The 24,174-nt window shown below is 72.4% G+C and carries 17 protein-coding genes and 1 pseudogene; 8 read left to right on the forward strand and 10 right to left on the reverse strand.

Translation table 11 applies throughout. The features are described 5' to 3' along the window. Nucleotides 1-41: 41 nt before the first annotated feature. Entirely contained in the window at nucleotides 42-2,873 is a 2,832-nt protein-coding gene (locus H537_RS0120525) for a zinc-dependent metalloprotease (RefSeq protein WP_028999338.1), read from the reverse strand. 178 nt (nucleotides 2,874-3,051) lie between these two features. Next, nucleotides 3,052-4,716 carry an energy-dependent translational throttle protein EttA gene (ettA, locus tag H537_RS0120530; protein WP_028999339.1) on the reverse strand — a complete coding sequence of 555 codons (1,665 nt, stop codon included), beginning with the start codon at nucleotides 4,714-4,716 and terminating at the stop codon, nucleotides 3,052-3,054. Nucleotides 4,717-4,995: 279 nt separating this feature from the next. On the opposite strand from ettA, the gene H537_RS0120535 reads away from it, so the two are divergent. Further along, nucleotides 4,996-6,549: a DEAD/DEAH box helicase gene (locus tag H537_RS0120535; protein WP_028999340.1), complete on the forward strand. Its 1,554-nt coding sequence runs from the start codon at nucleotides 4,996-4,998 to the stop codon at nucleotides 6,547-6,549. Nucleotides 6,550-6,675: 126 nt separating this feature from the next. Here H537_RS0120535 and H537_RS0120540 read toward each other — a convergent pair whose 3' ends face one another. The 3 genes from H537_RS0120540 to ypfH all read right to left on the reverse strand — a co-directional run bounded on the left by H537_RS0120540 (nucleotide 6,676) and on the right by ypfH (nucleotide 9,263). After that, nucleotides 6,676-7,533, reverse strand: coding sequence for a 2OG-Fe(II) oxygenase (locus tag H537_RS0120540; RefSeq protein ID WP_028999341.1), 858 nt, complete (start codon nucleotides 7,531-7,533; stop codon nucleotides 6,676-6,678). Nucleotides 7,534-7,535: 2 nt separating this feature from the next. Further along, entirely contained in the window at nucleotides 7,536-8,336 is an 801-nt protein-coding gene (gene yaaA / locus H537_RS0120545; RefSeq protein WP_028999342.1) for a peroxide stress protein YaaA, read from the reverse strand. Nucleotides 8,337-8,564: 228 nt separating this feature from the next. Beyond that, nucleotides 8,565-9,263, reverse strand: coding sequence for an esterase (gene ypfH, locus H537_RS0120550; RefSeq protein ID WP_043459356.1), 699 nt, complete (start codon nucleotides 9,261-9,263; stop codon nucleotides 8,565-8,567). A 219-nt stretch (nucleotides 9,264-9,482) separates the two neighbouring features. On the opposite strand from ypfH, the gene H537_RS0120555 reads away from it, so the two are divergent. From H537_RS0120555 to H537_RS0120575, 5 genes are all read left to right on the forward strand, one after another. Further along, complete coding sequence (locus H537_RS0120555) at nucleotides 9,483-9,800, forward strand: cupin domain-containing protein (protein ID WP_028999344.1); 318 nt, start codon at nucleotides 9,483-9,485, stop codon at nucleotides 9,798-9,800. Nucleotides 9,801-9,862: 62 nt separating this feature from the next. After that, complete coding sequence (locus H537_RS0120560; RefSeq protein ID WP_028999345.1) at nucleotides 9,863-10,285, forward strand: VOC family protein; 423 nt, start codon at nucleotides 9,863-9,865, stop codon at nucleotides 10,283-10,285. Nucleotides 10,286-10,312: 27 nt separating this feature from the next. After that, nucleotides 10,313-10,771 (forward strand): metallophosphoesterase family protein, encoded by a 459-nt coding sequence (locus tag H537_RS0120565; RefSeq protein ID WP_028999346.1) that lies wholly within the window; start codon nucleotides 10,313-10,315, stop codon nucleotides 10,769-10,771. 52 nt (nucleotides 10,772-10,823) lie between these two features. After that, complete coding sequence (locus H537_RS44420) at nucleotides 10,824-11,831, forward strand: XdhC family protein (protein WP_051243022.1); 1,008 nt, start codon at nucleotides 10,824-10,826, stop codon at nucleotides 11,829-11,831. Nucleotides 11,832-11,916: 85 nt separating this feature from the next. Next, nucleotides 11,917-12,498, forward strand: a complete 582-nt coding sequence (locus tag H537_RS0120575) for a nucleotidyltransferase family protein (protein WP_028999347.1) — start codon at nucleotides 11,917-11,919, stop codon at nucleotides 12,496-12,498. A 1-nt stretch (nucleotide 12,499) separates the two neighbouring features. Here the strand turns inward: H537_RS0120575 and H537_RS0120580 are convergent, their stop codons facing one another. The 3 genes from H537_RS0120580 to H537_RS0120590 all read right to left on the reverse strand — a co-directional run bounded on the left by H537_RS0120580 (nucleotide 12,500) and on the right by H537_RS0120590 (nucleotide 16,872). Continuing rightward, entirely contained in the window at nucleotides 12,500-12,913 is a 414-nt protein-coding gene (locus tag H537_RS0120580) for an META domain-containing protein (RefSeq protein ID WP_169517057.1), read from the reverse strand. Between the two features lie 26 nt (nucleotides 12,914-12,939). Beyond that, nucleotides 12,940-14,145 (reverse strand): trypsin-like serine peptidase, encoded by a 1,206-nt coding sequence (locus H537_RS0120585; RefSeq protein ID WP_028999349.1) that lies wholly within the window; start codon nucleotides 14,143-14,145, stop codon nucleotides 12,940-12,942. A gap of 276 nt (nucleotides 14,146-14,421) precedes the next feature. Continuing rightward, nucleotides 14,422-16,872 carry a YgiQ family radical SAM protein gene (locus H537_RS0120590; RefSeq protein ID WP_028999350.1) on the reverse strand — a complete coding sequence of 817 codons (2,451 nt, stop codon included), beginning with the start codon at nucleotides 16,870-16,872 and terminating at the stop codon, nucleotides 14,422-14,424. A 451-nt stretch (nucleotides 16,873-17,323) separates the two neighbouring features. Here H537_RS0120590 and H537_RS44425 point away from each other — a divergent pair. Then, nucleotides 17,324-18,382 (forward strand): annotated as a pseudogene (locus tag H537_RS44425) (methyl-accepting chemotaxis protein); the annotation flags it as partial. Nucleotides 18,383-18,412: 30 nt separating this feature from the next. On the opposite strand, the gene H537_RS0120600 reads toward H537_RS44425, so the two are convergent. Beyond that, nucleotides 18,413-19,825 (reverse strand): aminotransferase-like domain-containing protein, encoded by a 1,413-nt coding sequence (locus H537_RS0120600; RefSeq protein WP_028999351.1) that lies wholly within the window; start codon nucleotides 19,823-19,825, stop codon nucleotides 18,413-18,415. 174 nt (nucleotides 19,826-19,999) lie between these two features. Here H537_RS0120600 and H537_RS0120605 point away from each other — a divergent pair, with 174 nt between their 5' ends. Next, entirely contained in the window at nucleotides 20,000-21,217 is a 1,218-nt protein-coding gene (locus H537_RS0120605) for an aminotransferase-like domain-containing protein (protein WP_028999352.1), read from the forward strand. A 36-nt stretch (nucleotides 21,218-21,253) separates the two neighbouring features. Here H537_RS0120605 and H537_RS44430 read toward each other — a convergent pair. Continuing rightward, on the reverse strand, nucleotides 21,254-24,174 hold a 2,921-nt coding region (locus H537_RS44430; RefSeq protein WP_043459358.1), incomplete at its 5' end, for a calcium-binding protein.

Genomic DNA, 24,174 nt, shown 5'->3' on the forward strand with positions numbered 1-24,174 from the left:
AAAGTCCGGAAGGACTGCCCCCGCATTGTGTCAAGCCGTTATCAGGCCCCTGCCCGCTCCAGCCGCGCCGACAGCGCCGCCTGCAGCGTGTCCGCGCTGTCGAGCAGGTGCGCGCGGGCCTCGGGGCTCAGGTCGCCGCGCTTGGCCGCGGCCTGCAGCCGCGGCAGCAGCGCCAGCGCCTCGGCACGCACCAGCGCGCGCGCATCGGCGCGCGACAGCGACTGCGGACGCAGCAGCTGCTGCGCCAGCCGGTTCACGTGCTCGCGCTGCAGCTCGCGCCGCATGGCCGGGATGTCGCCGCGTCCGGACAGCTCGCGCCACACCTCGCGCGTGAGCCGGCCGTACAGCTCCGAGAGGTGGAAGGCGTCCTGCGTGCGCGCGAACTTGCCTTCGCTGTCCAGCAGCCGCTGCGCCACGTCATCGCTCATGAGCTGCGCCAGCAGCGCGCGCTGCATGCCGATGACCATGGGCGCGATCGAGAAGTCGGTGGACACCGACCCCGCGCCGGCGCTCAGCGCCTCGCCGCGCTCCTGGAAGTCCGGCGCCAGGCGCCGCTGCAGCGTCGGCGACACGCGCAGCCCCTCCGGCGAGAGCACCTGCGCCACCAGCAGCTCCAGCGCCGCGCGCTGCGTGGCCGCGGGCACGGGCTGCAGCGGGTCGCGCCCGCTGCCGGGAAAGTCGCGCAGCGTGCGCACGCCGCCGATCTGCCGCGCCACCAGGCCCGCCGCGCGGCCGGCGTCGCGCACCGCGTACAGCACGGCGCGGCGCAGCACGGCGTAGTCCTCGTCGGGCTTGAGCGGGCGCGTCTCCAGCCGCTGCAGCAGCTCGCGCGCGATCTCCATGCGCTTGCCCGCGAACTCCAGCACGTCGCTGCTGAGGTCGAACATCAGCGTCTCGGGATCGACGCCCAGGTAGTTGTCCTCATCGGTGCCGAAGCTCAGCCCCGGCTCGCTGCTGCGCGCGGCAATGCGGGCGAGCTGCGCCTCCTCCTCCTTCGCGCTCGTGCCCGGCGGGAAGGTCTTGTAGGCGTACTCGATGGCCCAGTAGTCGTAGGGACCGAGCTTGGTCTGGAACGGCGTGCCGCCCTTCTGGCCGTTGCGCGGCAGGTTGATGGGGGCGTACTCCATCACCGAGCCGGTGAGGCTGTGCGTGCGCGTGAACTCGGGGTCGGAGAGCTGCGCGTCGGTGTACAGCCGCGAGGCGCGGAAGTTGTGGCGCAGCCCCAGCGTGTGGCCGACCTCGTGCATGGCGGTGTCGGTGAGGTAGTCCAGCACGAAGCGCTGCGCCTCGGGGCTGGCCGGGTCGAGCTCGCCGCGCGCCTCCAGCACGTCCAGCGCGTAGCCCAGCTGCTCGGCCGCCACCTCGGCGTGCTGGCAGGCGTCGCCCGCCGCGTGGGAAAGCGCCGTCTGCACGCCGCCCGCCTCGCGCCGGGCCGGAGACATCTGCGCGTCCGGGCCGGGGCCGGACTGCATCAGCGCCGGCCACTCCAGGCCCAGCTTGGAGTTCAGCACCTGCGAGCGCAGCGTGCGGATGGCGCGCGAGGACAGGCTCTCGAAGCTGATGTCCGCGTCCAGGATCTCGCCCGTGCGCGGATCGACCTGGCTGGGCCCGATGGCGCCGAAGCTGGCCTCGGCGTTGGTCATCCAGCGCACCGAGGGGTAGCCCACGTCGAAGGTGTCGAAATCCGCGCCTTCGGGCTGCACCTGCACGCGGATCGCGTTCTTGAAGCCCAGCGGCTCGAAGGCGGCGTTCCAGGCCAGGATGCCGCGCGAGATGGCGTCGCGGTACTTCTCGGGAATGGTGCGGTCGAGCCAGAAGGTGATGGGCTTCACCGGCTCGGACAGCGCCGCCGCCGGGTCCTGCTTCTCCAGGCGCCAGCGGTTGACGAAGCGCTGGCGCGGCGTGCGCGCCAGGTCGTCGCTGAAGTCCTGCACCACGGTCGTGAAGTGGCCCACGCGCGGGTCGGCCTTGCGCGGCTTCATCGGCGCCTCGGGCAGTTTCGCCAGCGAGTAGTACAGGCCCAGGAACATGCTGCGCGCGTCGGGCAGTGTGTCCGGCGCGCTGGGCTGCGGCGCACCGGGCGGCGCGCCGGGCGTGGCGGAGGCGATGGTCGCGGTGGCGAAATGCGCCTGCACGTTGAACACCACCTGCTCCGGCGTGGAGCGCACGCTGGTGAAACCGGTGTGGCGCGTGTCCAGCGCGTAGCCCTGGCGGTAGGCACGCTGCAGCGACTGCGACAGCCCCAGCAGGTCCACCAGGAACAGCGGGTTGGCCTCCACCAGCACGCTCTTGCGCTCGGGGTGCGGCTGGCTGGCGACGGCGGAGCTGGCCAGCAGGCTCTGCGCGAAGCCGGCCTCCACCGCGCGCGCCTGCGGCGTGCCCTCGCGCGCGACGTACTCGGGGTTCTTCGCCACCATCTGCACCTGGTTGTGCACGCGGCGGAACTCCACGATCTGCGCGCGCCCGACCTTGCCGTTGCGCTGCACCATCAGCCCGCCCAGCACGCCGCCCTCGCCGAGGCCCTGGGCGATCTTGGGCGCGAGGAAGAAGGGCCGGTTGAAGTCCTCCGGGTCCAGCTCCAGCCAGACCTTGTCGTCCTTCTGCCACAGCGTGATCAGCCCCTCGGTGCGGCGCGCGCCGCGGATCACGTTGGCAAAGGGCTGCAGCGCGCCCGGCGGCGTGGACGGCGCCGCCAGCGGCGCGCCGGGCGGCTTGGCCGTGAGCTCGCTCGAAGAGGGCGAGCCGGAGGCGAACGGGACCAGGCTCTGCAGGAACTGCGGCACCTGCACCGAGGCGCAGCCGCCCAGCAGCAGCGGCAGCAGCGCGGGCGCCAGGGCCCGGGAAAGAAGCGAGGGGGAACGGCGGGACGACATCGCGAGCGGCACGGCGGGAGGGGACGGCGGCCGCGCAGTGCGCGCGGCCGGTGGCGTGGCGAGCGTAGGACTGTGCCCGGGGCGCCCGGGTTCCGCAGGCCGCCACGCCCGCGGCGCGGATTCGTTCACGTTGTTTACGGGGCGCGCCGCCGCGCCGTGCGCGCCCCGTGCAGGCGGCTTACTTCAGGGCCTTGAAGCGCAGGCGGTGCGGACGCGCACCTTCCTCGCCCAGGCGGCGCTTCTTGTCGGCCTCGTACTCCTGGTAGTTGCCGTCGTAGAAGTACCACTGGCTGTCGCCCTCGGCGGCCAGAATGTGGGTGCAGATGCGGTCCAGGAACCAGCGGTCGTGGCTGATGACCATGGCGCTGCCGGCGAACTCCAGCAGCGCGTCTTCCAGCGCGCGCAGGGTTTCGACGTCGAGGTCGTTGGACGGTTCGTCCAGCATCAGCACGTTGCCGCCCTGGGCCAGCGTCTTGGCCAGGTGCAGGCGGCCGCGCTCACCGCCGGAGAGGTTCTTGACCAGCTTCTGCTGGTCGTTGCCCTTGAAGTTGAAGCGGCCGATGTAGGCGCGCGAGGGCATCACGAACTTGCCCACCACGATGTTGTCCAGGCCGCCGGAGACGTCTTCCCACACCGTCTTGTCGCCGGCCAGGCCTTCGCGGCTCTGGTCCACGAAGGCGAGCTTGGCGGTCTTGCCGATGCTCACCTCGCCCGCGTCGGGCTGCTCCACGCCCTGGATCAGCCGGAACAGCGTCGACTTGCCGGCGCCGTTGGGGCCGATGATGCCGACGATGGCGCCGGCCGGGACCTTGAAGCTCAGGTTGTCGATCAGCAGCCGGTCGCCGAAGGACTTCGAGACGCCATTGAACTCGATCACCTCATTGCCCAGGCGCTCCGCCACGGGGATGAAGATCTCGTTGGTCTCGTTGCGCTTCTGGTATTCGACGTCGCTCAGTTCCTCGAAGCGGGCCAGGCGCGCCTTGCTCTTGGCCTGGCGGCCCTTGGCGTTCTTGCGCACCCACTCCAGCTCCTGCTTCATGGCCTTCATGCGCGCGTCTTCGGTCTTCTGCTCCTGCTCCAGGCGCTTTTCCTTCTGGTCCAGCCAGTCGGAGTAGTTGCCCTTCCAGGGGATGCCGTGGCCGCGGTCGAGTTCGAGGATCCACTCGGCGGCGTTGTCCAGGAAGTAGCGATCGTGGGTGATGGCCACCACGGTGCCGCCGAAGCGCTGCAGGAACTGCTCCAGCCACTCCACCGACTCGGCGTCCAAGTGGTTGGTGGGCTCGTCGAGCAGCAGCATGTCGGGCTTGGACAGCAGCAGCCGGCACAGCGCCACGCGGCGCTTCTCGCCGCCGGAGAGGTTGCCGATGGTGGCGTCCCAGGGCGGCAGGCGCAGCGCGTCGGCGGCGACTTCCAGCAGGTGCTCGGTGTTCTCGCTGCCGGCCGCGGCAATGATGGCTTCGAGCTCGCCCTGCTCGGCGGCGAGCGCGTCGAAGTCGGCATCGGGCTCGGCGTAGGCGGCGTAGACCTCGTCCAGCCGCTTCTTGGCTTCCAGCACGCCGCCGATGCCCTGCTCCACCGCCTCGCGCACGGTCAGCTCGGGAGCGATCTGCGGCTCCTGGGGCAGGTAGCCGATGTTGATGCCGGGCATGGGCACGGCCTCGCCGTCGATCTCCTTGTCCAGGCCCGCCATGATCTTGAGCAGCGTGGACTTGCCCGAGCCGTTGAGGCCCAGCACGCCGATCTTGGCGCCCGGGAAGAACGACAGCGAGACCTCCTTGAGGATCTGGCGCTTGGGGGGAACCGTCTTGGTGACGCGGTTCATCGTGAACACGTACTGGGCCATGGGCTTTTCTTCGCTGGATGACTAAGAAGAGGCCGTGCGGGGAAGAACGGCCGAACCCGTTATTGTCGCCTTTCACGCCAAACCCGGCCCTTGGGGCGTCATTGAAAGACCGTGCACCGGGCTTAGGGTTCCTCCTGACTACAATCCCCCAAGCGGCGCCGCTTCCAGTCATGGCGCCGCAGTCGTTTCGGACCATCTCTTTTGTCGTGCCGCCCGACTGGTGCCCTGCTGACGCAGCGGCAGCTGGCGCGCCCAGAGCCCCCTGCGGGGGCCCATTGCATGAACTTCCAAGACCTCGGCCTGGCCGAGCCCATCCTGCGCGCCGTTCGCGAGCAGGGTTACGAAACGCCCACCCCGATTCAGTCCCAGGCCATCCCCGCCGTGCTGCGCGGCGGTGACCTGCTGGCCGGCGCCCAGACCGGCACCGGCAAGACCGCCGGCTTCACGCTGCCGCTGCTGCACCGCCTGGCGGCGCAGCCCGCGGCGCGCGACGCGCGCGGCCGCATGCCCATCCGCGCCTTGATCCTGACGCCCACGCGCGAGCTCGCGGCGCAGGTCGAGGAAAGCGTGCGCACCTACGGCAAGTACCTCAAGCTCACGAGCATGGTGATGTTCGGCGGCGTGGGCATGCAGCCGCAGATCGACAAGCTCCGCCGCGGCGTGGACATCCTCGTGGCCACCCCGGGCCGCCTGCTGGACCACCACCAGCAAGGCACGCTGGACCTGAGCAAGGTCGAGATCTTCGTGCTCGACGAAGCCGACCGCATGCTCGACATGGGCTTCATCCACGACATCAAGAAGGTGCTGGCCATCGTGCCGGCGCAGAAGCAGAGCCTGCTGTTCAGCGCCACCTTCAGCGACGACATCAAGGCGCTGGCCGAGCGGCTGCTCAACAGCCCCGAGCTGATCGAGGTCGCGCGCCGCAACGCCACGGCCGACACCATCGCGCAGAAGGTCCACCCCGTGGGCCGCGACGGCAAGAAGGCGCTGCTGGCGCACCTGATCCGCCAGGGCGACTGGCACCAGGTGCTGGTGTTCACGCGCATGAAGCACGGCGCTAACCGCCTGGCCGAGTACCTCACCGAGGTCGGCATCAGCGCCATGGCGATCCACGGCAACAAGAGCCAGGGCGCGCGCACCAAGGCGCTGTCGGAGTTCAAGGCCGGCACGCTGCAGGTGCTGGTGGCCACCGACATCGCCGCGCGCGGCATCGACATCGACCAGCTGCCGCACGTCGTCAACTACGAGCTGCCCAACGTGCCCGAGGACTATGTGCACCGCATCGGCCGCACCGGCCGTGCCGGCGCGCAGGGCGAAGCCATCAGCCTGGTGTGCGCGGACGAGGAGCTGTTCCTGCGCGACATCGAGAAGCTGATCAAGCGCAGCATCCCGCGCGAGGCGGTGCCCGGCTTCGAGCCCCCGGCGGGCGAGAAGGCCGAGCCCATCGTGCTGGGCCGCATGGTGATCGGCGTGGGCGCCAGCAATGGCCGCGGCGGCCGTCCCGGTGGTGGTGGCGGTGGCCGTCCGGGCCAGGGGCGTCCGGGTGGCGGCAACGGCGGTGGCCGTCCCGCGGCCGGTGGCAACGGCGGCAGCCGTGCGCCGATGGGCAGCCAGGGCGGGCGTCCCGCCGCAGCCGGCAACGGCGGCGGCCAAGGCCGCCCGGCCGGTCATGGCAACCGCGTGGACCACGCCGGCAGCCACCGTCCGCATGCCGCGCCGGCAGCCGCCGCGCCGCGCGCTTCCCAGCCGCAGGCCCAGCAGCCGCGCCGCGAGGAGCCGCGCCGCTCCGCGCTCACCGGCGGCAGCGGGCGGCTGACGCAGCCCAAGCGCTGATCCGGCAGCAGCGGCACGCACGCCGCTGCACAGGCCGAAAAAATGCCCGCGAAAGCGGGCATTTGTCTTTCCGCGGTCCGCCAGCCGTGAGTCGGGGTGCCGCGCCCACCCGTGCGGGCAGGCCCCTCAGGCGAACACCCGCTCCCGCAGCCACTTGGTGGCGACCCACTTCTCGCCCGAGAGCACCGGCGCGCCGCCGTGCAGGGTGCGGGTGTCGGGGTGCGGGCGGGCGTAGCTGAAGAACACCGCGTTGCCCTTGAGCGGGGCCACTTCCAGGCCCACGTCCGGGAAGGTGGTGCCGCCGCCCTGCGCCGGGGTGTTCAAGTACATCACCAGCGTGCCCACGCGCTGGCCGCCGCGCTGCAGGATCGCCGGCGTGCCGGGCTGGCCGGGATCGAAGTAGTCGTGGTGCGGCCGGTACTCGGCGCCAGGCCCGTAGCGCAGGATCTGCAGCCCCTCGCCATGGTCCACCGGCCAGCTCAGCAGCGCCGCGATGCGCGCCTCGATGCGCTGGTGCAGCGCCGTCTCGCCGCGGCCGAAGAACATGCCGCTGCTGGTGCGCGCGGCGTTGACCTCGCTGCCGCCGGTGGTGGTGTCCACCGTCTCCGAGCGCGCCAGGCGCGGGCGCGCCAGCTCGACGAGCTGGTCGCACTCCTGCTCCGACAGGAAGCCGCCCAGGACCACCACGCGCGGGTTGTCCATGGTCATGAGCACCTGCACCGGGCGGTCGCCTGCCATCACTACGCTGGGACGGTCCTTGAGCGGCGGCTCGGGCACCGCGACCTTGGCCAGCGGCGCGGGCTGCACCGCGGGCTTCTGCAGCGTGTCCATGAAGCCCTGCAGCGTGGTCTCCATCGCGTCCAGCGCCACCGCCTCCTCCCAGCCGCTGGCGCGCATGGCCGCCAGCACCGCCTCGGGCCGGTGCCCGGCGCGGGCTTGGTCGATGATCCACTGGCGCAATTCGGGCGTGATCTGCTGGCTCATGTTCAGGCTCCCAGGGTGTCGGATTGGCGGCGGCGGAACACCAGCCGGTCAGCGGTGGAGGCGGCGGCGTCGAAGCGGTAGCCGTCGCTGTCGAACTCGCGCAGCGCCTCCACCCGCACCGCGCGCTGCGTCACGGCCCAACGCGCCATCAGGCCCCGTGCGCGCTTGGCCCAGAAGCTCACGACCTTCCAGCCGCTGCCCTTCCAGTCCTCGAACACGCACTCGACGATGCGCAGGCCCGGCAGCGCCTTGCGGTCCACCGCCTTGAAATATTCCTGCGAGGCCAGGTTCACCAGCACCGGCTGCGGGTCCTGCGCCAGCTGCGCGCGCAGGTGGTCGGCGATGCGCGCCCCCCACCACGCGTACAGGTCCTTGCCGCGCGGGTTGGCGAGGCGGGTGCCCATCTCCAGCCGGTAGGGCTGCAGCCGGTCCAGCGGGCGCAACACGCCGTAGAGGCCGGAGAGGATCGCCACGTGCCGCTGCGCCCACTCCAGGTCCTCCAGCGCCAGCGACTTCGCGTCCAGCCCGTCGTAGACGTCGCCGTCGAAGGCCAGCACCGCGGGCTTGCTGTTGTCGTCGTCGAAGGTGGTGGACCAGGCGCCGAAGCGCGCCACGTTGAGCGCGGCCAGCGGGGCCGAGAGGTCCATCAGCGCCGAGATCTCAGCCGGCGTCTTGGGCCTGAGCTGGTCCACCAGCGCCGCGGCCTCGTCGGCGAAGGCCGGCAGCGTGGCGCGCTGCAGCACTGCCGGCGGCACGGGCGTGTCGTAGTCCAGGGCTTTGGAGGGGGAAAGCAGGAACAGCATGGGCTGGAAAACGGCGGGATTCGAAAGCGGCAACAAGACCGCGGGCGCGGGAGGATGCGCCGCGGACAACCGCCCATTTTGCGCGGTCGGGGGTGGCGGGCGGTTTGATCCGGGTTTGGGTGGGCGTTGGGAGCGCAGGCCGCGCCTGGCATGACGGCAGCCGCAAGCGGGTCCAGCCCGCCCCTCCACCGACGGACGCCGGCAGCGCAGCCCCGCCGCGCGTCTACCTCAGTGCGTCCCCCCATCCCGCTGCATGCGCGGCGCCGCGCCCAGTGCGGCCTGCCAGGTGCGGTGCGGGATGTGGCTGCGCAGCCGGTGGATGGCTTCCTCGATCAGCACCGGGTGCAGCACGTGGCCCACGCCCTCGGCGATGTCCAGCGTGGCGTCGCCGCCCAGCAGGGCCAGGCGGTCCAGCGCCTCGCGGGCGTGGCGCGCGGGCATCACCGTGTCCGCAGCACCGTGCAGCAGGTGCAGCGTGGTGAGCTGCGGCGCGTGGTCGGGCAGCACGGCGTAGCGGCCGCTGAAGGCCAGCACGCGCCCGGCCAGGCCGTCCTCGGCCTGCGCCGTCTCCAGCGCCAGGATCGCTCCCTGCGAAAAGCCCACCAGCGCGGTGACCGCCGGCGTGGCCCGCAAGCGCTCCTGCGCCGCGCGCAGCCAGCGCACGAAGCGCTCGCGCGCCGCCGCCACGCGCGGCGGGCGGTTCTCCTCGGTGATGCCGCTCACGGAAAACCACTGCCGCCCCTGCGGGCCGGCATCAAAGGCATCGAAGCCCTCGGGAATCAGCAGCGCCGCCTGCGGGAACTCGTGCTGCAGCGCCCGCGCCAGCGGCAGCATCGAGGCGGCGTCCGCCCCAACGCCGTGCAGCAGCACCATCAGCTGGGGCGGGACCCCCTGGTTCGGGGGCAGGATTTCAAGGCAATCACTCATCCGAAGATTGTGCGGGAGCGCTGTTTCAGGGCCGGAATCCACCGCCAAGCCCCTGCTCCGTGCGCCGGCAAAACCCCGTGACCTGCCGGGGCGGCCCGGGCCTTGCCGGGAGGCCAGGCCGGCCGCAGCCGACGGCTCGCTCAGGCAGCACACGCGGCGATGCGGCCCGGGCCCGCCGTGCCCCTACCATGGCGCACCCCCTGAACACAGGAGTGACCCATGCTGTTGAACAAGGCGTCCGAGCGCACCTGGGCGGCCACCGGCTACGCGGGCATCGAGCGCAGCCTGTTCCGCAACAACGAGGGCGGCGGACGCTCCTCGGTGCTGCGCCTGGCGGCCGGCTCGCGCTTTCCGCGCCACGCGCACCAAGGCACCGAGGAAGTGCTGGTGCTGGCCGGCCGCGTCAGCCTCGGCGGCGTCGACCTGGCGGTGGGTGACTACCTCTTCACCGAGCCTGGCGAGGAGCACGACGTGGTGGCGATCACCGACGCCGTGCTCTTCGTTTCGTCCCAGAAGGCGACGCCGCTGGTGGAGTGAGGCCACCGTCCCTTCCGCTGTCCTTTCCCCAACCACGAACCACGCTTCCCAGGGAGCCCACGATGCACGAACAGATCTACGTCAACCTGCCGGTCAAGGACCTGCCGCGCTCCATCGAGTTCTTCACCCGCCTCGGCTACAGCTTCGACGAGCGTTTCACCAACGAGAACGCGACCTGCATGATCGTGGGCCGCAACATGGCGGTGATGCTGCTGGCCGAGCCCTTCTTCAAGGTCTTCATCGGCGAGAAGGCCATCAGCGACGCGCACGCCAGCGCCGAGGTGCTGGTGTGCCTGAGCTGCGCCAGCCGCGAGGAGGTGGACACGCTGGTGGCCAAGGCACAGGAAGCCGGCGGCCGCATCCCGCGCCCGCCGCAGGACCACGGCTTCATGTACGGCCACGCCTTCGAGGACCTGGACGGCCACATCTGGGAGCTGATGCACATGGCGCATCTCTCGGAGCAGCCGCCGCCGGCGGCGGCCTGAGCCAGGGGCGCTGAAGCGTTTCGCGGCATGCGGCGCATTGGCCTGATCTCCGACACCCACGGCCTGCTGCGCCCGCAGGCGCTGGCCGCGCTGCAGGGCTGCGACGCGCTGATCCACGCCGGCGACATCGGCCCGCCGGAGCTGCTGCAACGGCTGCGGGACCTCGCGCCGCTGACCGTGGTGCGCGGCAACAACGACCGCGCCGACTGGGCCCGCGACCTGCCCCACACCGCGCTGCTGCCGGTGGAGCAGGTGCTGGTGTGCGTGGTGCACGACGTGAAGGAGCTGCCCTTGCCGGCGCCCGCGGGCGTGCGCGTGGTGGTGTCGGGCCACTCGCACCGCCCGGGCTGCGCCGAGCGCGACGGACTGCTGTGGGTCAACCCCGGCAGCGCCGGGCCGCGGCGCTTCAAGCTGCCGGTGTCGGTGGGCGAGCTGCTCGTGGACGGTGCCGCGGTGGAGGTGCGGCTGCACACGCTGGACATCTGATGCGATGGGCAGCCTGGCCTGAACGGGCCTGCCGAGGAAGCGGAAAGGATTCATGGAAGCCGTCGATCTGGAAGTCATGCGCGCCGCCCTGGCCTGGGCCGGCGAGGGCCGGCGCTGCTGGAGCGCCACGGTGCTGGGCACCTACGGCTCGGCGCCGCGCCCGGTGGGCGCCATGGCGCTGCTGTGCGAGGACGGCCGCGTCGCCGGCTCGGTCTCGGGCGGCTGCGTGGAGGACGACCTGACGGCGCTGCTGCAGGCCGACGCCCAGGGCCTCGCGCAGGGCCGGCGCCTGGTCTACGGCCGCAGCGACGAGGAGCGCGCGCGGCTGCGCCTGCCCTGCGGTGGCAGCCTGGAGCTGTGGGCCGAGCCTGTGCCGCTGGCCGATTTCGAGGCGGCGCTGCGCTTCATCGACGCCGGCCAGGGCTGCGTGCGCGAGATCGCGCTGCCCGACGGCCGCTCGCGCGTGCGCGCCGCCCGCCCCGGCGACGCGAGCGCGCTGGCGCAGGACCAGGCCCTGTTCACCCAGCGCCTGGGGCCGCGGCGGCGCCTGGTGCTCGTCGGCGCGGCGGAGGTCTCGCGCTACCTCGCGCCCATCGCGCGCACGCTGGACTTCGAGGTCATCGTCATCGACCCGCGCCGCGAGTACCTGGACGGCTGGCCCAAGGACAGCCCCGCGCGGCTGCTGGCGGATATGCCCGACGACGCGCTGGCGGCGCTGCAGCCCGATGCCAGCACCGCCGTGGTCGCCCTCTCGCACGATCCCAAGCTCGACGACATGGCGCTGCTGGAGGCCCTGCCCGGCGCCGCCTTCTATGTCGGTGCGATGGGCTCCGCGCGCAGCACCGCGGCACGGCGCGAGCGGCTGGCGCTGTTCGAGCTGGCGCCCCAGGCCATCGCGCGGCTGCGCGGCCCGGCCGGGCTGGACCTGGGCAGCCGCACGCCGCCGGAGATCGCGGTGGCGATCGCGGCGGAGCTGATCCAGTGCTGCCGCGACGAGGAAACCCGCCGGCGCCGCCAGGCCGCGGCGCTGCAGGACGGCGCGTGCCGGGCGCTGGCGTGAGCGCCCCCGCACGGCCGCTCCGAAGGGGGCGATCCGTCCCGCTCGGCGGGACCGCGCGCAGCGCGAGGGTGCACCAGTGAGCGGCGTGGAGCTTTCCCCCGTGCGGCCGCTGCTGCTGGCCGGCGGCTACTCGATGCGCTTCGGCAGCGACAAGCGCCAGGTGGCGCTGGCCGAGGGCGACACGCTGCTGGAGCGCAGCCTGCGCACGTGGCAGCAGGCGCTGGGGCCGGTGTACGTGGCGCTGCGCGGGGACGACGCGGCGCTGGCGCTGCGCGTGCACGCGCTGGGCGCGCACCCGCTGTGCTGCACGCGCAGCGCGGACGGCCTGGGCGCCACGCTGGCGCAGGCCGTGGCGCTGTTGCCGCCGGGGCCGGTGCTGGTGGGGCTGGCAGACATGCCCTTCGTGCAGCCCGCCACGCTGCAGGCGCTGGCGCGGCGGCTGGAGGAAGGCGCGGCGGTGGTGGCGCCCTATTTCGGCGCGCGGCGCGGCAATCCGGTGGGCTTTGCCGCGCAGCACCGGCCGCTGCTGCTGGGCCTGCAAGGCGACCGGGGCGCCGGCGCGCTGCTGGCCTCGCTGCCGCTGGAACACCTGCCGGTGGAGGACGCCGGGGTGCTGCTGGACATCGACAGCCCCGGCGACCTGGAGTCGGCACGGGAGCGGAGTTGAGTCACTTCGCCTCCCTCTCGAACACCCCTCCCGGCCTTCCCTCGCGGCCCGGCAGCACCAGCCGGTTCCCTTCCACCCGTGCGGCGTGCAGGTGCGCCAGCGGATCGGCCAGGTCCAGCGGCATCGGGATCGCGTCCGGGCAGGCGCGGCGCGTCGCCACCACGCTGCCGGGCTGGTCCAGGCGGCCGTTGAACTGGTTGCAGCCGTCGAAGCCCTGGATCACGGCGCCCTGCACGCTGAAGCCGGGCCGCCGCTGCGCCGCCACCTCGCGCAGCGAGCGCTGGCCCAGCTCGGCCAGCAGCCAGCGCCCCTCCCACGGCGCCGCCTGCGGCGCGCCCGGCGCCGGCGTGGCCTCGCAGGACGCCAGCGCGGCGCCCAGCAGCCCCGCGCCGGCCAGGCGCGCGAGGCGTTTCACGCGCGATCCGGGCCTCATCCCGCACCTCAATTGCAGTAGCCCTGCGACGCGTAGGTGCCGCCGCCGGGTGCGGCGGACGAGCACAGCGTGTTGAGCAGCGAGCCGATGTTGCCGGCGCCATAGACGCCGTAGCTGGCGTTGGGATAGCGCGAGTTCTGGCGGAACTGCGAGGAGTAGTTGTCCTTGGGCGCGTTCGGGTCGGACGAGCCCCAGGAGGTCACGCCGACCACGGCGATCACGGAGGCCGAGCCCGCGACGGCGCCGCCGGCCAGCGCCGGAGTGCGCGAGGCGAAGTTCACCACCCACGGGCCGCCGCTGGAGCCGCCGGTGAAGTTGCTGCCCTGCCAGAGCTGCCCCGCGCCGCCGACGGTGGTGGTGTAGGTCGGCCCGTCGGTGCGCTGCATGATGGCGCCGCTGTCCATGAGGAACGGATAGCCCAGGGTCGAGACGGCGGCGGTGGGCAGGTTGCCGGTCTTGGACGAGGTCACGAAGGAGTAGTTGTTCCAGCCGTAGGCCATGTAGCCGACGAGGTCGCCCACGAAGCGCCCCTGGCCGTCCCTGTTCAGCGCGATGACGGCCAGGTCGTTGTCCCGCGCCGAGCCGCTGCCGATGTCGGTGCCGTTGGCCCAGGTGGCCGGGCGCACCAGCGCCGCCCAGCTCCAGGTGCCGTAGGGCGCGATCTGCGCCGCCGTGGCGCCGGACGCGCCGTAGTGGCCGGGCCGGAACTGGAAGTTCGAGAAGATCGAGGCGCCGCTGCCGAAGTTCTGGATGCAGTGCGCCGCCGTCACGATCACGCTGCGCCGGATCAGGCTGGCCGAGCAGTAGCCCGCCGAGAAGGTCAGCTTGCCCACGGTGCGGTACGGGTACGTGGTGCTCAGGCGGTTGGCCGCGGTGGCGCCTGCGGCGCTCTGGTTGCCGTCCTGCACGCGCGTGGTGGTGTAGGGAATGCCGAAGCTGCCGAAGGCGCGGCCGGTGCTGCCGCCGACGATGCCGCTGCGGGTCTTGGCGCCCGACGGGTAGGGCCCGGCGCCGATGTCGGCCGTGACGCCGGTGGTGTCCGGCGCCGGCAGGGGGTTGTTCACCGGGCCCAGGCGCGACAGCTCCTCGGCGGAGAGGGCGCGCGAGGCCCGATCGTTGTTGATGACAACGGCATCGTTGGCGACGGCGGCGCCGGCACCGAGCAGCGGCAGCAGCGCCGCGGACGTGAGGAACAGGCTGGAACGGGTCTTCATGAGACCTCCTGTCGAGATGACCACCAGACAGCCAGTGCGCAAGGCACTGAACGCGGTCCGGGCCGCCTCCCTGTTGCTTCGACTGGCATGGCCGCCGCCCTGTTCCTGGAGGGCTCGTCGTGTGTCCGGTCCGGATGGATCCAATCTAGGCGGCACACCCCGGCGCGCCCTCCTTCCCAGGAGGGGCCTGCTGGAGTTGGCTCCGTGGAGGGACGGGGGTCAAGCAACGAGGACGTTGCACCAGCAACAGCTGGTGCAGCGTCCTTCAATGCTCCCTCAACGCCCCTTGCGCCCGCCCGTCGCCTTGCTTGCTCCGGCGCGCGCGCCGCTGTCGCGCGGCGGCAGCCCGGTGTGCTGCGTCAGCAGCGTGCCGCGGCGCGGCGCCTGGCCGGCCGGCTTGGCATGGGACACGGCGCCCTTGCCCGGGCCGGCCGGCTTGCCGAAGCCCGGCGCGGCCTTGCCCGCCACGGCCGTCGGCTTGCCCACCGGCGCCGCGGCCTGCTTGCCCGTCGGCTTGGCCACCGAGGTACGGGCGCCCGCGACCGTGCTGTTCTTGCGCCGCGCGCTCTGGTAGCCCGTGTCCGTCGCCGGCTGGAAGGTGGGGATCAGGTGGTGCTTGCCGTTGCCGATCAGGTCGGCCCGGCCCATGTCCTTGAGCGCGTCGCGCAGCAGCGGCCAGTTGTTGGGATCGTGGTAGCGCAGGAAGGCCTTGTGCAGCCGGCGCCGGCGCTCGCCGCGCACGATGTCCACCTTCTCGCCCTTGGCCGCGTCGCGGCTGATGCCCTTGAGCGGGTTCATGCCCGAGTGGTACATGGCCGTGGCGGTGGCCATGGGCGACGGGTAGAAGGTCTGCACCTGGTCGGCCCTGAAGCCGTTGCGCTTGAGCCAGAGCGCGAGGTTCATCATGTCCTCGTCGCTGGTGCCCGGGTGCGCGGCGATGAAGTACGGGATGAGGAACTGCTGCTTGCCCGCCTCGGCGCTGAACTGCTCGAACAGCTGCTTGAAGCGGTCGTAGGTGCCGATGCCCGGCTTCATCATCTTGGACAGCGGCCCGCCCTCGGTGTGCTCCGGCGCGATCTTCAGGTAGCCGCCCACGTGGTGCGTCACCAGCTCCTTGATGTACTCGGGCGACTTCACCGCCAGGTCGTAGCGCAGGCCCGAGCCGATGAGGATCTTCTTGACGCCCGGCAGCGCGCGGGCGCGGCGGTACATCTTGATCAGGGGGCCGTGGTCGGTGCGCAGGTTCTGGCACACGTCCGGGTAGACGCAGCTGGGCTTGCGGCACGCGGCCTCGATCTGCGGGCTCTTGCAGCCCAGCCGGTACATGTTGGCCGTGGGGCCGCCGAGGTCGGAGACGACGCCGGTGAAGCCCGTCACCTTGTCGCGCATCTCCTCGATCTCGCGGATCACGGAGTCCTCGCTGCGGCTCTGGATGATGCGGCCCTCGTGCTCGGTGATGGAGCAGAAGGTGCAGCCGCCGAAGCAGCCGCGCATGATGTTGACCGAGAAACGAATCATCTCCCACGCCGGGATCTTGGTCGCGCCGTCATGGCGGCCGTTCTCGTCGGCGTAGCGCGGATGCGGGCTGCGCGCGTAGGACAGGTCGAAGACGTGGTCCATCTCCGCCGTGGTGAGCGGGATCGGCGGCGGGTTGATCCACAGGTCGCGCTCGCCGTGGCGCTGCACCAGCGCGCGCGCGTTGCCGGGGTTGGTCTCCAGGTGCAGCACGCGGTTGGCATGGGCGTAGAGCACCGGGTCGGACTTCACCTGCTCGTAGCTCGGCAGCCGGATCACGGTGCGCTCGCGCGCGGGCATGGCGATGCGGCCGCTCTTGCGGCTCACAGGCATGGCCACCACGGCCACCGCCGCGTCGCCGCCCTGCTGCGGCGGCGCGGCCTCCTGGCCCTCCTCCTTCGCGCAGGAGCCGCCCTGGGCACTGGCCTGCTCGGACGTGGTCAGGTAGGGGTTGATGTGATCGTCGATGCGCCCGGGAAGGTCCACCTCGGAGGAGTCCAGCTCGAACCAGCCTTCGGCGCTGGGGTCGTGGCTGCGGCGCATGAAGGCGGTGCCGCGCACGTCGGTGATGTTCTCCACCGGCTCGCGCCGGCCCAGGCGGTGCGCCACTTCCACCAGCGCGCGCTCGGCGTTGCCGTAGAGCAGCAGGTCGGCCTTGGAGTCGACCAGGATCGAGCGCCGCACCTTGTCCTGCCAGTAGTCGTAGTGCGCGATGCGGCGCAGCGAGGCCTCGATGCCGCCGATGACCAGCGGCACGTCGGGGAAGGCCTCGCGGCAGCGCTGCGCGTACACCAGGCAGGCGCGGTCGGGCCGCGAACCGCCGGCCCCGCCGGGGGTGTAGGCGTCGTCGCTGCGGATCTTCCGGTCCGCGGTGTAGCGGTTGATCATCGAATCCATGTTCCCGGCGGTGACGCCCCAGAACAGGTTCGGCTTGCCCAGCGCCTTGAAGGGCTCGGCGCTCTGCCAGTCGGGCTGGGCAATGATCCCGACACGGAAGCCCTGCGCCTCCAGCACGCGGCCGATCACGGCCATGCCGAAGCTGGGGTGGTCCACGTAGGCGTCGCCGGTGACGAGCACCACGTCGCAGCTGTCCCAGCCGAGCGCGTCCATTTCCTCCCGGCTGGTGGGCAGGAACTTCGCGGTGCCGAAGCGCTTGGCCCAGTACGGGCGCCAGGAGGTGATCGGCTTGGCGGTGGGCGGGAGTTGGGTCACGGCGGCAGGGCTGATGCGGGCAAACCCCGTATTGTCCCAGCAGCACTCTCGCACACCGGTTCAAGGGTTGTGTCTGTGCCAAAGCCGTGATGAGGCGTCTAAGGATTCACCACGCCTATACGCTGGATAACCCTACTAACAAAATGTCACACTAGCCCACCGGACGGGAAGTTCGGCTGTGGACATTTCGACGCTGTGATTCCCGCGAGGGGGGAAAAAGATGACGTTGCGCAACCTGCCGGTCCAGGTCCGGCTGGCTTTGGTGTTCGGGACGCTGGTGCTGCTGTTGTGGCTGATGTCGGGTTTCATGCTGATGACGCTGGAGCGCAAGCACGAGGGCTTCCAGCGCCTGGCGAGCCAGCTGAGCGCCGGGCAGGTGCAAGGCGGCGAGCGGGTGGCGGCCGAGCTGAAGGCCGAGGCCGATGCCAACGACCGCAGCCGCGTGCTGCTGCTGGGCGTGTCGGTGCTGGGCGGCTGCCTGGCCTTCGGGCTGGGGCTGTGGGTGACGCGCTCGATCACCGGGCCCATCGGCCAGGCGCTGGCGGTGGCGGAGTCGGTGGCCGGGGGCAACCTGGGCGTGGACATCGACACGCAGGGCCGCGACGAGGCGGCGCGGCTGCTGCAGGCGCTGGCCAGCATGCGCGACGCGCTGGTGAACATCGTCTCCGACGTGCGCCGGCACGCCGAGAGCGTGGCCGGCGCCAGCAGCGAGATCGCCGAGGGCAACCAGGAGCTGAGCCACCGCACCGAGGAGCAGGCCGCGGCGCTGGAGGAAAGCGCCGCCTCGATGGAGCAGCTGGGCAGCACGGTGCGGCACAACGCCGACAACGCGCACCAGGCCAACCAGCTCGCGCAGGGCGCCTCGGAGGTGGCGGTGCGCGGCGGCGAGGTGGTGGCGCAGGTGGTGCACACGATGCGGGGCATCGAGGAGAGCTCCAAGAAGATCGCCGAGATCACCAACGTGATCGACGGCATTGCCTTCCAGACCAACATCCTGGCGCTCAACGCCTCGGTGGAGGCCGCGCGCGCGGGCGAGTCCGGGCGGGGCTTCTCGGTGGTGGCTGACGAGGTGCGCAACCTGGCGCAGCGCTGTGCCAACGCGGCCAAGGAGATCAAGGTGCTGATCAGCGACAGCGTGCAGCGCGTGGGCCAGGGCTCGGTGCTGGCCGACCAGGCCGGCCACACGATGGAAGACGTGGTGACGGCGGTGCAGCGCGTGACGGACCTGATGGGCGAGATCAGCGCCGCCAGCCGCGAGCAGAGCCAGGGCATGGCGCAGGTGAGCGAGGCCGTGGCGCAGATGGACCACGCCACGCAGCAGAACGCCGCGCTGGTGGAGGAAAGCGCCGCGGCGGCCGAGAGCCTCAAGGCGCAGGCGCGCGAGATGGTCAAGGCGGTGGCGGTGTTCCGGGTGGCGCACGGTGCCGCGGCCCATCAGCCCGGCGCCAGCGTCGCACGGCCGGATTTCAAGCGGCGCCCGGCGCCGGCGCTGGCGGCCGGCCCGGCCGCGAAGACGGGGACCTACGGCGGCTGAGGCGGCTTAGCCGCCCGCCGCCCCCAGCCGCTCCCGCAGAAAGCCCAGCAGCCGCGCATCGGTGGCCCACGCGGCGTTGAGCCGCAGCCGGTCCAGCCCCGCGCCGCGGCGCGAGAACATGTGGCCGCCGGCGATGACGATGCCCGCGGCGCGCGCGGCCTCCACCAGCGCCGGCGCCTCCACCCCCGGCGGCAGCGCGGCCCACAGGAACACCCCTTCCCCGCCCGCGGCCTCGGCGTCGAAGCGCAGCCCGCAGCCCTGCAGCGCGGCGATGGCCGCCACCCGCGCGCGCGCCAGCCGCTCGCGCAGCCGCAGCACGTGGCGGTGGTAGCGCCCGCTGCGCAGCACCTCCGCCACCAGCGTCTCCTCCAGCGTGGAGCCCGAGAGCACGTCCATGAGCTTGAGCTCCACCAGGCGGTCGGCCAGCGCCGGGGCCGCGGCCAGGTAGCCCACGCGCAGGCTGGGGCTGAGCACCTTGCTGAAGCTGCCCACGTACACCACGCGGCGCAGGCCGTCGATCTGCGCCAGCCGCACGCCGGCGTCGCCGGCGAGGTCGCCGTAGACGTCGTCCTCCACCAGCACGAAGTCGAAGGCCTCGGCCAGGTTGAGCACGCGGTGGCTGCGCGCCGGCGTGGTGCTGCCGCCGGTGGGGTTGTGCAGCAGCGTCTGGGTGAAGAAGGCGCGCGGGCGGTACTCCTCGGCCAGCGCGGCCAGCGCCCGCAGGTCCGGCCCCTCGGCCTCGCGCGGCACGCCCACCACGCGCAGCCCCAGCGCCGCGAGCTGGCTGTGCACCAGGAAGTAGCCCGGGTCGTCCACCAGCACCACGTCGCCCGGCGCGGCCAGCGCGCGCGCCGCGAGCTGCAGCGCCTGCGAGGCGCCGAAGCTCGTGACCAGGTGCGCCGCCGTGGCCGGGATCTGCCGCTGCGCCAGCCGCTGCGCCAGCTGCTCGCGCAGCAGCGGCAGGCCCTGCACGGGCGGCACCACCGCGGCCTCGGCGCTCTCGCGCAGGCTGCGCGCCAGCGTGGCGGGGGCGATGGCGTCCTCGTACCAGTGCCGCGGCAGGTAGCCCGCGCCGGCCTGCAGCAACGTGGCGTCGGCCGAGAGCGCGCTGTGCGTGAAGCCGGCGGTGGTGGTGGCCGGCGCGGGCGGCGCGGGCGGCGGCGCCTCGGCCGCGGCGCGGCCGGCCGGGCGCAGCACGAAGTAGCCCGCGCCGGGCCGCGAGGCGACGTAGCCCATGCCGGCCAGCCGGTCCAGCGCTACCAGCACGGTGTGCACGCTGACCTCCAGCCGCGCCGCGAGCTGGCGCACCGAGGGCAGCCGCGCTCCGGGCAGCAGCGCCCCGTCGTCGATGCGCTGCGCGTAGTGGCGAACGATCTGCTCGGTCAGCGGGACGGCGGTGTCCTTGGCGAGGGTGAACATGGTGGTGGCGGCGGAAAGCGGTCCCGGGGATTCAATCACGCTGCTCTGCCCCAACTGTTGCGGTCCGCGCGCCAAACAGTGCGCCCAACCGTCATGGCCACCGTACCGGGACAGACCGGCACGCCCGCCCTAGCCTTCGAGGCCCGACCGCAGCCTCTCTTCCACCGCAACGCCATGAGCCACCCAACCGCCCCCGCCTACGCCCTGTCCACCCATGCCGCCTCGCTGCGCAGCTCCGACGTGCGCGAGCTGCTGCGCGCCGCGCAGCAGGCCCGCGTGATCTCCCTGGCCGGCGGGCTGCCCGCCGCGGAGCTGTTCGACGTGGAAGGCGTGCGCGCCGCCACCCAGGCCGTGCTGGAACAGTCGCCCGCCGCCGCGCTGCAGTACGGCCTCACCGAGGGCCAGCCCGCGCTGCGCGCCGCGCTGGAGGCGCGCGAGCGCGCCACGGGGCTGTCGCTGGCCGCGCGCTCGCTGCTGGTCACCACCGGCTCGCAGCAGGCGCTGGACATCGTGGCGCGGCTGCTGCTGGACGAGGGCGACGTGGTGGTGATGCAGCGCCCCGGCTACCTCGCCGCGCTGCAGACCTTCAGCCTGGCCGGCGCCCGCTGCATCGGGCTGGAGGAGGACGAGGAAGGCGCCCGCGTCGAGGAGCTGGAGACGCTGCAGCTGCCGCGCAAGCCCAAACTCATCTACCTGGTCACGCCCTTCGCCAACCCCTCCGGCGCCACGCTGTCGCTGCGCCGGCGCCGCTGGCTGCTGCAGTGGGCGGCGCGCAACGAGGTGCTGGTGCTGGAGGACGACCCCTACGGCGTGCTGCGCACCGAGGGCCAGGAGCTGCCGGGGCTGGCGGCGCTGGCGCAGGACATCCCCGGCGCGCGCGACTGGTGCGGGCGCACGTCCACGCTGTCCAAGGCGGTGGCGCCGGGGCTGCGCCTGGGCTGGCTGATCCTGCCGCAGCCGCTGGCCGAGGCCGCGGCGCGCGTGAAGCAGGCCATGGACCTGCACACGCCCTCCTTCACCCAGGAGATCGCCGCGCGCTACCTGGACAGCGGCCGGCTGGAGCCGCACCTGGCGCGCGTGCGCGCCGCCTACCGCGAGCGCTGCCGCGCGCTGTGCGCGGCGCTGCGCGCGGCCTTCGGCGCAGCGCTGGAGTTCCACGAGCCCGAGGGCGGCATGTTCGTGTGGGCGCGCTTCACCGACGGCACCGACACGCGCGCGCTGCTGTCCCTGGCGCTGGAACAGGGCATGGCCTTCGTGCCCGGCGACGCCTTCTACGCCGACGCCGCGCCGCGCGACCGCCTGCGCCTGAGCTTCACCACCGAGACGCCGGACAGGCTGCGCGAAGGCGTGGCGCGGCTGCGCGCGGCGTGGGCCGCGATGCACCGGGGCTGAGTACCCCGGGCCCCGCGCGCCGCGCCCAGGCCACGCTCAGACCACGAACAGGTCCGCTGCCGACAGCGCCGTGCCGGCCCCGAGCCGGGCCACCAGGGTCTGTGCCGCGGCGCCGGTGCCGTCGGCGTCGTAGTACAGCAGGCCGTTGGGCTGGTCGTAGATCAGCCGGTCGCCAGCGTCCTGCGCCGCCGTGGCCTTCACGAAGGCGCCGGACGCCAACGGACCGTAGGGCCCCAGCGCCGTGAAGACCCCGCTGCTGAACTCCAGCCGGTCGTCGGCGGCGACGAAGCCGTTGATGGTGTCCACGTTGGTGGCGGCGTTGGGCGCCTCGGTGAAGCGGAACGCGTCCAGGCCGCTGCCGCCGTTGAGCGTGTCCATCCCGGCTCCGCCGATCAGGGTGTCGTCGCCCAGGCTTCCGGAGATCGCATCGTCATCCGTGCCGCCGTCCAGCCAGTCGTTGCCCTCCTGGCCGTAGAGCCTGTCGGCACCCTCGTAGCCGTTGAGGACGTCGTCGCCGACGCGGCCTTCGAGCCGGTCGGCGCCCGCGTAGCCGTGGAGGTTGTCGTTGCCTGAGCTGCCCAGCAGCGTGTCGGCGCCGCTGCTGCCGTACTGGCTGGCGTAGCCGGCCGGCTTGAGGGTGAAGCTGCCCGTCGCGGAAAGGCCCTGCGGGTCGGTCACCTGGACCTGCACGCTCCAGGTCGTGGTGGTGGCATAGGGCGCGCTGCCCGAGATCACGTGCGTGGACGCGTCGTAGCCCAGCCAGGCCGGCAGCGGCTGGCCGCCGGCGAGCGAGGCCACGAAGCTGAGCTGGCCGTCGGTTTCCAGGTCGTTGGCGTAGTCGTCCAGGTCCAGCGTGAAGAGCTGCTGGCCGCTGTCCACGTAAGTGAACTCGCCCAGGCTGAGCTTGGGCGCGTCGTTGACCGGCGTGGCCTGGAACTGCACCAGCCGCGCGATCACGCTGCCCTCGTTGTCGGCCACGGTGTAGCGGAAGGTGCCCAGGTCGCCGTTGGCGTCGGCCAAGGGCGTGAAGCGCAGCCCGGTGAGCTGCGCCGCGGTCAGCACCTGGTCCACCGCCACGCTGCCGCCGTCGGCCAGCTTGACCGTGCCGAAGTAAGGCAGCGCCTCGACGCGGATCACGGGCGTGCCGCCGTCAGGATCGGAGGGCGTGCTCAGGCCCAGCGCGGTGGAGCTCGCGTCCTCCAGCAGCACCACCGTCTTGTCGTTCTGCGCCGTGGGCGCGGACGCGTTGGCGCTGACCACCGGCGTGAGCGCCTGCACGAAGTTGGCCGCGGTCAGCGCCGAGGGCGCCACGCCCTGCAGCGTCGCCAGCGCCAGGAAGCTCGCACCGTTGGCGCTGCCGTCGGCATCGGCCTCGATCAGGGTGCGGGTGCCCGAGGCGGTCAGGCGCAGGTGGCCGCTGGCGAAGGGGTCGCTGGACGAGGGCAGGCCCAGGTTGGACAGCAACGGCGCCAGGTCGAAGCGGTCGCCGCCGGCGCCGGCCGTGAAGTCTAGGATCAGCGGGGCGGCATGGCCGTAGCGCACGCTCTGCAGCGAGAGCGTGATCACGTCGGCGCCCGTGCCGGTGGTGATGCGGCCCGATGCGTTGTGGCTGTAGGCCAGGTCGATCAGGTCGTCGCCCGCGCCGGCGTCGATCACCAGCGCGTCGCCGCCGACACGGATGGTGTCGTTGCCCAGGCCGCCGGTGAGGGTGGCGGCGTCGTGCTCCCAGTTCGCGGCCCAGATGCTGTCGTCGCCGTCCCCGGCGTCCACCGTCATGCCGCTGCTGTCGTAGCTGAAGCTGATGGTGTCGTTGCCCGCGCCGCCCAGCACCGTGCTGCGGCCGGCAAGGCTGAGGTTGATGTTGTCGTTGTCCGCGCCCCCGTCCACCAGCGCGGCGAAGCTGGCGTCCCAGGCGCCGGAGAAGCTGAGGTAGTCGTTGCCGGCACCGCCGCGCAGCGTGTCGTTGCCGTAGCCGCCGTAAAGGTTGTCCGCGCCGTCGCCGCCGTCGACCGAGTCGTGGTCGGTGAGGTCGCCGCGGCCGGGCGCGCTGTTGGCGTCGAGGTAGTCGTTGCCGGCGCCGCCCAGCAGCGTGTCGTTGCCGCTGCCACCAAAGAGGTTGTCGTTGCCGTCGCCGCCGTCGATGAAGTCGTTGCCTTCCTCGCCGTGCAGGCCGGAGGCGCCGTAACTGCGGCCCTTGTAGGTCTGGTAGTAGCCGACGTTGTCGTCGCCCGCGCCGCCGAGGATGGTGTCGTTGCCGAAGCCGCCGAAGACCGCGTCGTTGCCCAGGCCGGCGTCGAGCAGGTCGTGGCCGCTGAAGCCGAAGAGCGTGTCGCTGCCCTCGCCGCCGCGCAGCGTGTCCCGGCCGCCGAAGCCGCCGTCGAGCAGGTCGTTGTCGCCCGCGCCGCCGAGGCTGTCATTGCCATCGTTGCCGACGAGCGTGTCGGGCGTGATGGTGCCGGCGTTGCTGACCACCGTGGTGTTGCCTTTGGGAGCGATGCGGTCCACGAAATTGTCCGGACCAACGAGCGTGGTGCCGGACGTGGACACGGTATTGCTCAGCCGCGCCAGGGTGCTCCACTGCGCCCCGTTGCCCGGGCCGCTGAGGTCCACCTGCAGCAGCGTGTCCTTGCCATCGACCCGCAGCCGCAGCCATTGGCTGGTGAAGGGGTTGCCGTAGTCGTAGCCCAGTTCCCACAGCCGGCCCAGCACCGCCGAGAGGTCGAGCCTGTCGACGGCGGTACCGGCACCGGCCTTGAAGTCCGTGATGACGCTGGCCGCATGCCCATACTCCAGGCTGCGCACCGAGAGCTTGACCACGTCGGCGCCGGTGCCGGTGGTGATGCGGCCGGCGGCGTTGTTGCTGTAGGCCAGGTCGATGAGGTCGGCACCGCTGCCGGCGTCGATCACCAGCGCGTCGCCGCCCACCACGAGGGTGTCGTTGCCCGCGCCGCCGAGGA

The organism is Azohydromonas australica DSM 1124 (genome assembly GCF_000430725.1).
Classification (GTDB): domain Bacteria; phylum Pseudomonadota; class Gammaproteobacteria; order Burkholderiales; family Burkholderiaceae_C; genus Azohydromonas; species Azohydromonas australica.

Coding starts and splice junctions, on each gene's coding strand:
- H537_RS0120555 (WP_028999344.1), top strand. CDS start 9,483: ATGCTGTTGAACAAGGCGTCCGAGCGCACCTGGGCGGCCACCGGCTAC.
- yaaA (WP_028999342.1), bottom strand. CDS start 8,336: ATGCTGTTCCTGCTTTCCCCCTCCAAAGCCCTGGACTACGACACGCCC.
- H537_RS0120605 (WP_028999352.1), top strand. CDS start 20,000: ATGAGCCACCCAACCGCCCCCGCCTACGCCCTGTCCACCCATGCCGCC.
- H537_RS0120585 (WP_028999349.1), bottom strand. CDS start 14,145: ATGAAGACCCGTTCCAGCCTGTTCCTCACGTCCGCGGCGCTGCTGCCG.
- H537_RS0120540 (WP_028999341.1), bottom strand. CDS start 7,533: ATGAGCCAGCAGATCACGCCCGAATTGCGCCAGTGGATCATCGACCAA.
- H537_RS0120525 (WP_028999338.1), bottom strand. CDS start 2,873: ATGTCGTCCCGCCGTTCCCCCTCGCTTCTTTCCCGGGCCCTGGCGCCC.
- H537_RS0120560 (WP_028999345.1), top strand. CDS start 9,863: ATGCACGAACAGATCTACGTCAACCTGCCGGTCAAGGACCTGCCGCGC.
- H537_RS44420 (WP_051243022.1), top strand. CDS start 10,824: ATGGAAGCCGTCGATCTGGAAGTCATGCGCGCCGCCCTGGCCTGGGCC.
- H537_RS0120600 (WP_028999351.1), bottom strand. CDS start 19,825: ATGTTCACCCTCGCCAAGGACACCGCCGTCCCGCTGACCGAGCAGATC.
- ypfH (WP_043459356.1), bottom strand. CDS start 9,263: ATGAGTGATTGCCTTGAAATCCTGCCCCCGAACCAGGGGGTCCCGCCC.
- H537_RS0120535 (WP_028999340.1), top strand. CDS start 4,996: ATGAACTTCCAAGACCTCGGCCTGGCCGAGCCCATCCTGCGCGCCGTT.
- ettA (WP_028999339.1), bottom strand. CDS start 4,716: ATGGCCCAGTACGTGTTCACGATGAACCGCGTCACCAAGACGGTTCCC.
- H537_RS0120565 (WP_028999346.1), top strand. CDS start 10,313: ATGCGGCGCATTGGCCTGATCTCCGACACCCACGGCCTGCTGCGCCCG.